General features: G+C 74.0%; 8 protein-coding genes. 4 read left to right on the top strand and 4 right to left on the bottom strand.

The genetic code is table 11. The annotated features are described in order from the left end of the window. Nucleotides 1-287: 287 nt before the first annotated feature. Nucleotides 288-1,151: a phosphotransferase enzyme family protein gene (locus tag AC07DA_RS09320; RefSeq protein ID WP_479126070.1), complete on the top strand. Its 864-nt coding sequence runs from the start codon at nt 288-290 to the stop codon at nt 1,149-1,151. 17 nt (nt 1,152-1,168) lie between these two features. Here AC07DA_RS09320 and AC07DA_RS09325 read toward each other — a convergent pair whose 3' ends face one another. The 4 genes from AC07DA_RS09325 to AC07DA_RS09340 form a co-directional block, all read right to left on the bottom strand. Then, nucleotides 1,169-1,891: an exonuclease domain-containing protein gene (locus AC07DA_RS09325; RefSeq protein ID WP_479126072.1), complete on the bottom strand. Its 723-nt coding sequence runs from the start codon at nt 1,889-1,891 to the stop codon at nt 1,169-1,171. Nucleotides 1,892-2,021: 130 nt separating this feature from the next. Further along, complete coding sequence (locus AC07DA_RS09330; RefSeq protein ID WP_479126118.1) at nt 2,022-3,293, bottom strand: SAV2148 family HEPN domain-containing protein; 1,272 nt, start codon at nt 3,291-3,293, stop codon at nt 2,022-2,024. Between the two features lie 72 nt (nt 3,294-3,365). Next, complete coding sequence (locus AC07DA_RS09335) at nt 3,366-4,706, bottom strand: copper amine oxidase (protein ID WP_479126074.1); 1,341 nt, start codon at nt 4,704-4,706, stop codon at nt 3,366-3,368. Nucleotides 4,707-4,757: 51 nt separating this feature from the next. Continuing rightward, nucleotides 4,758-5,450, bottom strand: coding sequence for a Tat pathway signal sequence domain protein (locus tag AC07DA_RS09340; protein ID WP_479126076.1), 693 nt, complete (start codon nt 5,448-5,450; stop codon nt 4,758-4,760). Nucleotides 5,451-5,631: 181 nt separating this feature from the next. On the opposite strand from AC07DA_RS09340, the gene glgX reads away from it, so the two are divergent. The 3 genes from glgX (at nt 5,632) to AC07DA_RS09355 (ending at nt 12,302) form a co-directional block, all read left to right on the top strand. Next, nucleotides 5,632-7,767 (top strand): glycogen debranching protein GlgX, encoded by a 2,136-nt coding sequence (gene glgX / locus AC07DA_RS09345; RefSeq protein ID WP_479126078.1) that lies wholly within the window; start codon nt 5,632-5,634, stop codon nt 7,765-7,767. A 128-nt stretch (nt 7,768-7,895) separates the two neighbouring features. Beyond that, nucleotides 7,896-10,265, top strand: a complete 2,370-nt coding sequence (gene treY, locus AC07DA_RS09350) for a malto-oligosyltrehalose synthase (protein WP_479126080.1) — start codon at nt 7,896-7,898, stop codon at nt 10,263-10,265. Between the two features lie 786 nt (nt 10,266-11,051). Next, nucleotides 11,052-12,302 (top strand): M14 family zinc carboxypeptidase, encoded by a 1,251-nt coding sequence (locus AC07DA_RS09355; RefSeq protein WP_479126082.1) that lies wholly within the window; start codon nt 11,052-11,054, stop codon nt 12,300-12,302. Nucleotides 12,303-12,398 lie beyond the last annotated feature (96 nt).

Here is a 12,398-nt window from a genome sequence, read left to right on the forward strand (position 1 = left end):
GCCTCGGCGGCCTGGGCGTGCGGCTGGAGAGGCACGGTGATCCGGTCCTCGCCCGCCGCCGGCGCCGACCCCGGCGACAACTCCAGCCGGCGCGCGACCTTCGGTCGTCGGCTAGGGCCAGTGCCGCCTCCCGCGAGGCCTCCGCGGCGGTCCCCGCGGCGCCGATGAGGTGCGTGAGCGGCACCGGCGGGGTCGCACCGCGCACGTCTCCCGGCCGGTGCCGATGCGACACTGACCGGAGGATGGCCGGATCCCGGCGGCAGCGGTGCGGATGACGGAGGCGGACGATGGACGAGGCACGGGCACGGGACGTACTGGCGGCGGCGCGGGTGCTGCCCGGTGCGGTCCGTGAGGCACGGCTGCTCGCCCTCGGCGAGAACGCGGTGTTCGCCGCCGGTGACCTGGTCGTCAAGGTCGCTCGCGACGCCGAACTGCTCGACCGGGCGCGTCGCGAGCTGGACGTCGCGGTGTGGTTCGCGGAGGCCGGAGTGCCGGCGGTGCGGGCGGCCGAGCCGAAGCCGCTGCTGGTGGAGGGCCACCCGGTGACCGTGTGGCACCGGCTGCCGGATGCCGTACGGCCCGCCGAACCGCGGGACCTGGCCGAACTGCTGCGGGTCGTGCACGCCGCTCCGCCTCCTCCGTTCGCGCTTCCGGGGCGTGATCTGCTGGGGGGTGTGGAGCGCTGGCTGCGGCTCGCGGGGGACGCGGTCGATCCCGCGGACGCGGCGTACCTGCGCGAGCGGCGGGACGCGTTCGCCGCTCAGGCCGCCGCGCTGACGCCGCACCTGCCGCCGGGGGTGATCCACGGCGACGCGCTGCCGCGCAACGTGCACGTCGGGCCGGACGGCCCGGTCCTGGTCGACCTGGAGACGGTCTCCTCGGACCTGCGCGAGCACGACCTGGTGGTGATGGCCCTCTCCCACGACCGGTACGGACTGCCGGACGAGGCGTACGCGTCCTTCACGGAGGCGTACGGCTGGGACGTACGGGCCTGGGAGGGCTGCTCGGTGCTGCGCGGCGCGCGGGAGACGGCCAGTTGCGCCTGGGTGGCCCAGCACGCGCCGGGCAACCCGAAGGCACTGGCCGAGTTCGAACGGCGGGTGGCGTCCCTGCGGGACGGGGACGAGACGGTGCGCTGGTACCCGTTCTGAGGGCCGGGGCGCTGCTGTCAGGCCCGCTCGTCCGCCAACTCCCGCAGCGGCCACGCCCCGTCGACCAGGGCGGTGGCGTCCCCCTTGCCGCGCAGGAAGCTCTGGAAGTCCGCCGCCCACTGCGCGTACCACTCGATCTGGCGGTGGTGCAGGGCCGCCGGGCCGAGGGTGGCGATCTTGGGGTGGCGGTCGGCTATCGCGCAGGCCAGACGGGCCGCCGCCAGGGCGTCGGCCAGGGCGTCGTGGGCGGAGCCGAGGACGACGCCGTACTCCGCGCAGACCGCTTCGAGGTTGCGTTTGCCGCGGCGGTAGCGGTCGACCCGGCGGTCGATGGTGTACGGGTCGATGACCGGGGCCGGGTCCATGCCGCCCAGGCGGTCGCGCAGGGAGGGCAGGCCGTGGCGGCGCAGCTCGGCGGAGAGCAGGGTCAGGTCGAAGGCGGCGTTGTAGGCGACGACCGGCACGCCCGTCTTCCAGTAGGAGGTCAGGACGTCGGCGAGGGCGTCCGCCACCCGGTCGGCCGGGCCGCCCTCGGCGGCCGCCCGTTCGCTGCTGATGCCGTGGACCGCCACCGCGTCCTCGGGGATCGGCACCCCGGGGTCGGCCAGCCACTCCCGGCGCCCCATCGGCTCCCCGCCCCTGACCTCGATCACGGCCGCCGTGACGATGCGCGCCTCGCGCGGATCCGTGCCCGTCGTCTCCAGGTCGAAGCCGACCAGCAGCTCCCGGTGCCAGCCCATGGGCGGGCCCCCCTTCTCGTGGTGCGTTCCCCCAGTGGCCTCCACCTTCCCACGCACCACTGACAATCGGAGGACGCGTTCCGCTCGGAGGCGGCGGCAACGGCACAACCGCCCCGTAACGGTGCACGGTTCACGAAACCGGCCGCGAATCCGCCCACATCATCTCGAACTCCTCGCGATACGTGGGGAAGAGGCCGCTTTCGTCGGGCTCGCCCGACTTGACCACCTTGCTGCCGTTGCGCAGGACGAACACCGGCGCCTCCATACCGCGCGTCCGGCGCAGGTAGTTCTGCACGACCGCGATGCCGTCCGCCCCGTCACCGTCGACCAGGTACGCGGTGAAGCGGGGCGTCTCGTCGAAGACCTGGATCTCGAAGGCGCCCGGGTCGCGCAGCCGGGCCCGCACCCGGCGCATGTGCAGGATGTTCATCTCGACGGCCCGGCTGAGCTCGCCGCGCTTGATGCCGAGTTCGCGCTCGCGGCGCTTGACCGCGCTGGAGGCCGGGTTGAGGAACAGCAGCCGCACCCGGCAGCCCGACTCGGCGAGCCGGACCAGGCGGCGGCCGGAGAAGTTCTGCACGAGCAGGTTGAGGCCGATGCCGATGGCGTCGAGGCGGCGGGCGCCGCCGAAGATGTCCTCGGCCGGGAACTGCCGCATCAGCCGCACCCGGTCGGAGTGGACGGCGACGACGTCGGCGTACCGGTCGCCCACCAGGTCCTCGACGGCGTCGACGGGCAGCCGGCGCGCGGAGGGCACGTCACCGCCCGCGCCGAGCATCTCCAGCAGCCGGGCCGAGGCACGCTCGGCCTGGTTCAGCACGGCCTGGGACAGGGCGCGGTTGCGGGAGACGACGTTCCGGGTGACCTCCAGCTCGTCCAGGGCGAGCTCGACGTCCCGGCGGTCGTCGAAGTAGGGCTCGAAGCAGGGCCAGTGCTGCACCATCAGCTCGCGCAGCTGCGGCAGGGTGAGGAAGGACAGCACGTTGTCGTCGGCCGGGTCGAGCAGGTAGCCCTTGCGGCGGCTGACCTCGCGCACCGCGACCGCGCGCTGCACCCACTCCTGGCCGGCCGGTCCGGCGGCGGCCACCACCCAGTCGTCGCCGTGCACCGGCTCGTAGACCGGCCGCAGGACGGCGGCCACGACCGCGCGCAGCCGCTGCTCGACGAGGTTCAGCCAGATGTAGGCCCGGCCGGCCCGCTGGGCGCGGGTGCGCACCTCGCGCCAGGCGTCGGCGTCCCAGTCCAGTTCCGGGCCGATCGAGCCCGGCGCGTCCATCGGCCGTGCCAGGGACACGGCACCGGTCGGGACGTCTGCGGAGTTCCCCTCGTGACCCTCGTCACCAGGGGGCAGCTCCAGCCCTCCCGAGCCCACCCGCGCACCGCCTTCCGCTCCCCCGAGCACTCCCCTTGTCAACGATCAAGGAAGGGTACTCCGGGAGCGGTCGGCGGTGCAGCCCGATGGGCAGCATCGTCGTCAACGGCGCGGCTGCCAGTGCCCGTTCTGCCATCCGAGCTCGGCCGGGGTGAGCGGATTCATGGCGGTGACGTCGCGCGGGGCGATGGAGAACCCCTGCCAGTGGACGGGCATCGGCTGCTGGTCCTCGTCGCGCGCGACGTGGTGGAAGCCGATGTTCATCCAGACCAGGGGGTGCGTGAGGGTCTGGCCGTTCACCCGCTTGTCGACGGAGGTGCCGGCCCCGGGCCCGCAGTCGCCGGGGTTGCGGCCGGCGAACTTCTCGCACGGGTTGTACTGCGTGACGTAGAGATCGTGCTTGGTGTAGCCGCGTCCCGGGTACCTGGTGGTCGGCCCCGGGACGATCTCGTAGGAGCGCGCGTGTCCGTCCTTGTTCTTGCCGGTCGCGCTGACCACGCGCCACCAGCGGTAGTTCCTGATGTCCCCCGCGAGTTCCTTGGTGATCTTCGTGCGGGTGGTCCTGGTGGTGGGGGCCTGCTGTCCCCCGCTGGGGGCGGTGACGGTGGAGTCGTACTGCTCGACGCGGTTCTTCGTGGAGCCGTCGAGGGCGAAGTCGAGCCGCCAGAAGGCGTTGTGGCTGTGGCTGGTGGCCTGGGCGCCCGCGCCCTTGCCGACGGGCCAGCCGCGGCCGTCGCCGGCGTCGTAGTCGTCCCAGGACAGGCTGCCGGTCGCGCCGACACTCATGGTGATCGCGCCGTCGTCCTGGAAGCGCCATTCGGTCATGTACTCGTACCAGCCGACCTGGTTCACGCTGTGGACCAGGAGGTCCTTGCCCTGGGCCTGGTGGACCGTGTTCGCGGTGTCGCCCCGCATGCGGTAGGCGTGGCCGCGGGAGCGGGTGGTGGTGCACAGGCCCTTGATCGTCGGGGTCTCGTTGACGGAGTCGGGCACCTTGACGGTCTTGATCGTGCCGCCGGGGCACTCGCCGGGGGCCAGGTTCATCAGCCCCTGGGCGAAGTCGAAGCCGGTCAGGTCGTCGTACTCGACGCTGCCGTCGTCGTAGGGGACGTGGATCTGGCCGAGTCTGGCGCTGTTGAGGACCTTGACGGGCCGGCGTTCGCCCTTGGGCTGGTAGGAGACGTCCTCCAGGACCAGGCCCGCCTTGCTGTCGTAGCGCCAGCACATCCGCCAGGTGGTGCCGGAGGAGAGCTTCTGTTCGATGCGGTGGGCGGCTCCGCAGTAGGCGGCGGCCGGCGCCGGCGCGTTCTCCGGCCGGGCGGTGGCCGGGCCGGCGCCGGCCGTGACGCCGGCGGCGAGCGCGGCCGCGGTCAGTCCCACGGCGGCCCGGGTGCGGACCCTGCCGGCCCGGGTGCGGGCTCCGCTGGTGGTGTACGAGCGCATGACGGGGCGACTCCCTCGCAAGGAGCGGGGTGGACGGGCGGGCGGGCCGGGTCAGCGGCCGAGCCGGGCGATCTTGCGGGCACTGAGGTCGATCACCAGCGACCGGGCGTCGATCCACGGCCCGTTCTCGACCTTCGGGAAGAGCCGGACGCAGCGGTGCTCGCCGCAGTCGCCGAGGACGGCGGGCCGGGCGCCGGGCGCTGCCCGGTGGACGGCGCCGCTGAGCCGGAGCCGGTCCGGGGAGGTGAGCTCCCCGCCGGTGGCGTCCTCGTAGTCGTCCTTCAGGCCCGCGCCCAGCGGGTCGGCGATCAGGAGCGTGCCGGTGCGCACGACCGTGCCGGTGCCGAGGTCGACGGTCCGGGTGACGAGCGTGTCGTCGCGGTAGTCGTAGTAGGTCACCTCGGCGCGGCGCGGCGCGTCCGGGGCGCCGACGTCGCCGGGATCCGGTTCGGCGAGGTCGACGCCGAGGAGCTGCGGGCCGCGCCCGCCGTCGACGTTCTCGCTGTCCTGGAACAGCCGGCGGCTCAGGGCGATCTTCCCGGCCCGCTCCAGTTCGCCGTCGGTCAGCGGGTCGCGGCCGGTGCCCCGCTCCCCCTCGGCCGCGGGCCGCTCCACGACGCCCGGCGCCATGCCCGGCCCGGCGCCGGCCTGCTGCCGGGCGGACCGCTCCGGTGCCGCACCCGTGCCCCCGCCGTCCGTCCCGGCCATGACCTTGCCCAGGTGGCGGTGCACTATGGTGCGCACATCTTCCCCCTGCTCCCCCACAGCCCCGGGAGCACGTCTTTGCCCCATTGGTTCGGCATACCTCGTATGCACTGGTCACTCGGTAGGAGGGAGATAAGTCACAGGAGGTTCCCCCACTTTCGGGGAGACTCGGGGGCCAAGGCGTCCCCACCCGCGCCGTACACCTGAAAGAGTCGTATCCATGCAGGTCTGGCCTGGCGAGGCGTATCCACTCGGTGCCACGTACGACGGCGCCGGTACCAACTTCGCGGTCTTCACGGAGGCCGCGGACCGAGTAGAGCTGTGTCTGCTGCACGACGACGGCTCGGAGACGGCGATCGAGCTCCGCGAGAGCGACGCGTTCGTGCGGCACGCGTACCTGCCGGGCATCATGCCCGGGCAGCGGTACGGGTTCCGGGTGCACGGTCCGTACGCACCGGAGCACGGGCTGCGGTGCAACTCCGCGAAGCTGCTGCTCGATCCGTACGCGCGTGCGATCAGCGGTTCGATCCGCTGGGGCGAGGAGGTCTACGGCTACCACTTCGACGATCCCGACCGGCGCAACGATCTCGACTCCGCGCCGCACATGATGACCTCGGTCGTCGTCAACCCGTACTTCGACTGGGGCGACGACCGGCGTCCGCGCACCGAGTACCACCACACGGTGCTCTACGAGGCCCACGTCAAGGGCCTCACCATGCGCCACCCGGGGCTCCCGGAGGAGCTGCGCGGCACCTACGCGGCCCTCGCGCACCCGGCGATCATCGAGCACCTCACCGAGCTCGGGGTCACGGCCCTGGAGCTGATGCCCGTCCACCAGTTCGTGAACGACCACCGCCTGGTCGACATGGGCCTGAACAACTACTGGGGCTACAACACCATCGGCTTCTTCGCCCCGCACAACGCCTACGCGTCCTGGGGCGACCGGGGCCAGCAGGTGCTGGAGTTCAAGTCGGCGGTGAAGGCGCTGCACGAGGCCGGGATCGAGGTGATCCTCGACGTGGTCTACAACCACACGGCCGAGGGCAACCACCTGGGCCCGACCCTGTCCTTCAAGGGCCTGGACAACCCGCGCTACTACCGGCTGACGGACGACCCCCGCTACTACATGGACACGACAGGGACCGGGAACTCCCTGCTCATGCGGTCCCCGCACGTGCTCCAGCTGATCATGGACTCGCTGCGGTACTGGGTCACGGACATGCACGTCGACGGGTTCCGCTTCGACCTGGCCGCGACGCTGGCCCGGCAGTTCCACGAGGTGGACCGGCTGTCGTCGTTCTTCGACCTGGTCCAGCAGGACCCCGTGGTCTCCCAGGTGAAGCTGATCGCCGAGCCGTGGGACGTCGGCGAGGGCGGCTACCAGGTGGGCAATTTCCCGCCGCTGTGGACCGAGTGGAACGGCAAGTACCGGGACACCGTGCGGGACCTGTGGCGGGGCGAGCAGCGCACCCTCGCGGAGTTCGCCTCGCGGCTGACCGGCTCCTCCGACCTGTACCAGGACGACGGGCGCCGTCCGCTGGCCTCGATCAACTTCGTGACCTGCCACGACGGCTTCACCCTGCACGACCTGGTGGCCTACAACGACAAGCACAACGAGGCCAACGGCGAGGACAACCGCGACGGCGAGAGCCACAACCGGTCCTGGAACTGCGGCGCCGAGGGCGAGACCGACGACCCGGACGTGCTGCGGCTGCGGGCCCGGCAGATGCGCAACTTCATCGCCACGCTGATGCTCTCCCAGGGCGTGCCCATGATCAGCCACGGCGACGAGTTCGCCCGCACCCAGCGCGGCAACAACAACGCCTACTGCCAGGACAACGAGCTGGCCTGGGTGGAGTGGCCCGAGGAGACGGAGGACGGCGAGGAGGGGGGCCTGAGCCGGCAGCTGCTGGGCTTCACCCGCGCGATGGTGTGGCTGCGCCGCAACCACCCGGTCTTCCGCCGCCGGCGCTTCTTCCACGGCCGGCCGGTGGAGGGCACGCACGACGACCTGTCCGACATCGCCTGGTTCACCCCGGACGGCCGGGAGATGACCCAGCGGGACTGGGACTCGGCGCAGGCGTCGGCCCTGACCGTGTTCCTCAACGGCAACGCGATCTCGGAGCCGGGAGCGCGCGGGGAGCGCATCACGGACGACTCGTTCCTGCTGATGTTCAACGCCTCCCCCAAGCCGCTGGAGTTCGTCGTCCCGGTCAACCACGGGCGGCAGTGGGAGGTCGTGGTCGACACGGCGCTGCCGGAAGGCGTGCCGTCGGACACCGGTCCCAAGGTGCAGGCCGGGGACCGGCTCACCCTCGCCGACCGGAGCATGACCGTGCTCCAGCGGCCCGTGTAACCGGCCCCGCGGCCGGCGGGACCCCGCCGCCGCGCGTCGCCCGGAAGAGCCACTCGTCCGGGCGACGCGCGGCGCACCCGGAGGGACCCGGGGGCACGAACCGCCGCGGGGCGGGTACGTAGCTCTCCATGACACCTGAGCGTCCTGACCCGGTGGTGCCCACGGCCACGTACCGGCTGCAGCTGCAGCCCCAGTTCCCGTTCGGAGCCGCCGCGGCCGCCGTGCCGTACCTGGCCTCGCTCGGCGTCTCGCACCTGCACCTGTCCCCCGTCCTGGAGGCGGTGCCCGGCTCGACGCACGGCTACGACGTCGTCGACCACGCGCGCGTGCGCGAGGAGCTGGGCGGCGAGGACGGGCTGCGGGCGCTGGCGCGCACGGCGGGCGAGCACGGACTCGGCCTGGTGGTGGACATCGTCCCGAACCACATGGCGATGTCCCCGCGCCACAACCGGGCCCTGTGGGAGGTGCTGCGCGAGGGCCCGAAGTCGCCGTACGCGCGCTGGTTCGACATCGACTGGGAGGCCCAGGACGGCCAGGTGCTGCTGCCCGTGCTCGGCGGGCCCCTGGGCGAGGTGTTCGACGAGCTGCGCGTCGACGGGGACGTCCTGCGCTACTACGACCACGTGTTCCCGCTGCGCGAGGGCACCGAGGACCTGCCGCTGCCGCACCTGCTGGACGCGCAGTGGTACCGGCCCGTGTGGTGGCGGCTGGCCCGCACCGAGCTCAACTACCGGCGGTTCTTCAGCATCTCCGAGCTCATCGGGGTGCGGGTGGAGGACCCCGAGGTTTTCGAGGCCACCCACGACAAGATCCTCCAGCTGCTCCACGAGGGCGTGATCGACGGGCTGCGCATCGACCACCCCGACGGGCTCGCCGACCCCGACGGCTACCTGCGCCGGCTGCACGAGGCGACCGGTGGGCGCTGGACGGTCGTGGAGAAGATCCTGGCCGACGGCGAGCACCTGCCGGCCTCCTGGCCCGTCGCGGGCACGACCGGCTACGACGCCCTGCGGCACGTGGACGGGGTCTTCACGGACCCGGCCGGCTTCGGGGAGCTGCTCGGCCAGTACCGGCGCTTCGCGGCCCCGCAGACGGACCGGGGCGGGCAGTGGGACGCGACCGTGCGGCGGGCGGCGTACAAGGTGCTCACGCACGAGCTGGCGACCGAGACGGAGCGGCTGACGCGGGTGGTGACCCGGCTGTGCGCGACCTCGCCGGAGCCGGCCCTGCGCGACCGCGCGCCCTGGGCGCTGCGCACGGCGCTCCAGGAGCTCCTGGTCCGCATGGAGGTCTACCGCCCGTACGAGTCCGTCGACGCGGCGTCCCTGGTCACCGAGGAGGCCGCGGCCGAGGCCCGGCTCGCCTTCGCGGTGCCGGAGGAGGCCGGTGCGGTCGACGTCGTCCGCGATCTGGTGCTGGGACGGTACGGCGACGGGCCCGCCCAGCTGGAGTTCCGCACGCGGTTCGCGCAGACCTCGTCGGCACTGCGGGCGAAGTCCGTCGAGGACACGGCGTTCTACCGGTACGTGCCGCTGCTGTCGGCGACCGAGGTGGGCGGGAACCCGGGGGCTCCGGCGCTGTCGCCGGAGGAGTTCCACGCGTACTGCGCGCGCGTGCAGCGCGACTGGCCGGCGACCGGCACGGTGGCCTCGACCCACGACACCAAGCGCAGCGCCGACGTCCGGGCGGCGCTGCACGTGCTCACCGAGTGCCCGGACCGCTGGGCGGACGTGCTCGCCGAGGTGACCCGTTCCGGCGAGGGCGTGCCGGACGCGCAGCTGGCCTGGGCGGCCTGGCAGACGGTCTTCGGACTGGGCCCGGCCGACGGGACCGCCGAGCGGGTGCAGGGTGCGCTGCTGAAGCACGTGCGCGAGGCGGGCCTGTTCACCAGCTGGACCGAGCAGGAGCCGCCGTACGAGGAGGCGGTGGCGCGGTTCGTGGCGGCCGGGCCGTGCGGGGCGCCGGGCGAGCGGATCGCCGCCTTCCGGGAGTCGCTCGCCCCGCACATCCGGGCCAACGTGCTGGGTACGGCCCTGGTGCAGCTGACGATGCCGGGCGTGCCGGACGTCTACCAGGGCACGGAGGCCGAGTACCGCGCCCTGGTAGACCCCGACAACCGGCGGGCGGTGGGCTTCCCACCCGCGGACTCCGGCGGCACGTCGGGTGAGAAGGCGGCGGTGACCCGGGCGGCCCTGGGGCTGCGGGCGAGGCGGCCCGGCGCGTTCGGCGACACCGCCACCTACATGGCGCTGCCGGCGCAGGGCCCGGCCGCCGGGCACTGCCTGGCGTTCGCCCGGTCCGGTGAGGTGGTGACGGCCGTGACCCGCCTGTCGCTGCGGCTCGCCGAGGCGGGCGGCTGGCGGGAGACCCGGCTGCCGCTGCCGCCCGGGCGCTGGGCGGACGTCCTGCGCCCTGACCGCGAGTACGCGGACCACGCGCCCGTGGCGGAACTGTTCGCCGAACGCCCGGTGGCGTTGCTGGAGAAGGTGGACGACTGACCCGGGCGACGGTGGGGACTGCCCTCGGGGCGGCCCCCACAGGCCCGCGGGAGGGACCCGCGCCGGCGCGGCAGGGCTGTCCGCCAGGGCGGCGACACGGAAGTCCTCTCGGGCAGGGGTCGGGGAGGCCCGGCCAGAGGCCGCCGGGCAGGCGCGCAGCGACGAGGAACACGCCCGTGCGCCCGCCTCCCGGGCACGTACTCGGTCCCGCGAACCGCAGCCGCGGGGGCGAGCGGGGTAGGGGGCAAGCCCGCGGCCCGAGGCCATGACCGGCGGCCATCCGCCGACGGCCCGGCGGGGCCGACACACTCGCCGCAGGCGCTCGGCCGACGAGGGCGCGCCCGCCTCCCGGGCACGTACTCGGTCCCGCGAACCGCAGTCGCGGAGGCGAGCGAGACCCCGGGGGCAGGCCCCCGACCCCGAGTCCACGACCGGGGCCACCCGCTACCGGCCCGGCGAGCCCGACACACGTCGCCGCGCAGGCACTCGGCGACGAGGGGCGCGCGCCCGCGCGCCCGCCCCGGGGCAGGTACTTGGTCCCGCGGACCGCGGCCGTGGGGCGGGCGGGGCCGGGGGCAGGTCCACGAGGCCCGAGGCCATGACCGGCGGCGGGCCGGTATGGCCGCCGTGGTCGGCAGGGCGCGCGGGTGGGGCCGCATGCGGGCGGGGCCCGGCACCGCGGGACCGTGCTTCCGGGCGCCCCCTGCAGCCTCCCCCGTCGCGCCCTTGACACCGCACCACGGCCGTGGGGTACTGCGATGGCGAACTCGGGCGGATGTGACGGGGGTGAGTGTCCTGCCGGAGCTGCGCTACCCGACGGTGACCGAACAGGTCCGCGCCGCCCGCGCGCTGACCGCCCAGCGCCCCGGCGAGTGCACGCTGCGGCAGGTGGGCGCCTCGCGGGCCGGCCGACCGCTGCACCTGCTGTCCGTGGGCCGGGCCCGCCGCGCCGTGCTGGTGGTCGCGGGCGCCCACGCCAACGAGCCGACCGGCTCCTGCACGCTCCTCGCGCTCGCCCGCCGCGTGCTGGAGCAGCGGGAGCTGCGCGACGGCATCTCCTGGCACTTCCTGCTGTGCGCCGACCCCGACGGGGCGAGTCTGCATGTGACTCCGGCGCCGCGCACCCTGTTCGACTACCACCTCGGCTTCTTCCGGCCCGCCGGCCCCGAGCAGCCGGAGTGGGCGCCGTCCGTGCTGCCGCCCGACCGGCTGCCGCCCGAGACCCGCGCGCTGACCGGCGTCATCGACGAGCTGCGCCCCTATCTGCAGGTGACCCTGCACGGCACGGACCTGGGCGGCAGCTGGGTGCAGCTGACCAAGGACGTGCCCGGACTCGCCGAGCCGTTCGCCAAGTCCGCGGCGGAGCTGCACATCCCCGTGGAGACCGGTGCCTCGGACGCCGCGGGCTGGCCCGCCTCGGGGCCGGGCGTGCACGTGATGCCCGCGCCGGGGATCGGCCCGGCGTACCCGAGCCTGCCGGACGACGCGCGGCACAGCACCTGGTTCCACGCCCACCGCTACGGCGGCCTCACCGCCGTGGTCGAGGTGCCGATGTGGGCGAGCGACCTGGTGGACGACCCGGCCCCGCACCCGGCCCCGGCGGCGGCGATCGGGCGGCTCGCGCGCCGGCTGCAGCGGGACGCGCTGGAGGTGACGCGCGTGCTGGAGGGCGCGCTGCCCCGGCTCGCGGAGCTGGACGGGCCGTTGCTGCGGGCCGCGCGGTGGGGTCTGGAGCTGGTGCCGGGGCTGGCCGCCGACCTGGTGCAGACCCCGCCCGCCGACCGGACGATGGCGTACGTCGGCAGTGTGGACGCGTTCGCGCGGCGCGTGCCGCTGCGGGCGGCGGCCATGCTGCGGCGGGTGCTGCGCGGGACCGACGAGCGGGCGGCGAAGCAGCTGGAGAACCTCGTGGCGACCTGGAGCGACGCCTTCGCGGAGCGGTTCCGTGCCCGCTGGGTGCCCTTGGAGCACCAGGTCGAGCACCAGTCCCGGACGGTGGTCGCGGCGGCGCTGCACGCGCGCGAGGGCACCGGCTAGCTGTGCTGTCCCGGGACGTTGGTGACACGCGTGCTGGGTGCTTGAACGGGTGAGGGCCTTCTGGGTTCGGTGTGGATTGCGACATCTACGCCCAAC

It is taken from the genome of Streptomyces sp. NPDC044921, assembly GCF_056432865.1.

Excerpts from the sequence above, each read along its gene's own strand:
- AC07DA_RS09325 (WP_479126072.1), bottom strand. The coding sequence starts at position 1,891 with ATGGGCTGGCACCGGGAGCTGCTGGTCGGCTTCGACCTGGAGACGACG.
- AC07DA_RS09320 (WP_479126070.1), top strand. The coding sequence starts at position 288 with ATGGACGAGGCACGGGCACGGGACGTACTGGCGGCGGCGCGGGTGCTG.
- glgX (WP_479126078.1), top strand. The coding sequence starts at position 5,632 with ATGCAGGTCTGGCCTGGCGAGGCGTATCCACTCGGTGCCACGTACGAC.
- treY (WP_479126080.1), top strand. The coding sequence starts at position 7,896 with ATGACACCTGAGCGTCCTGACCCGGTGGTGCCCACGGCCACGTACCGG.
- AC07DA_RS09335 (WP_479126074.1), bottom strand. The coding sequence starts at position 4,706 with ATGCGCTCGTACACCACCAGCGGAGCCCGCACCCGGGCCGGCAGGGTC.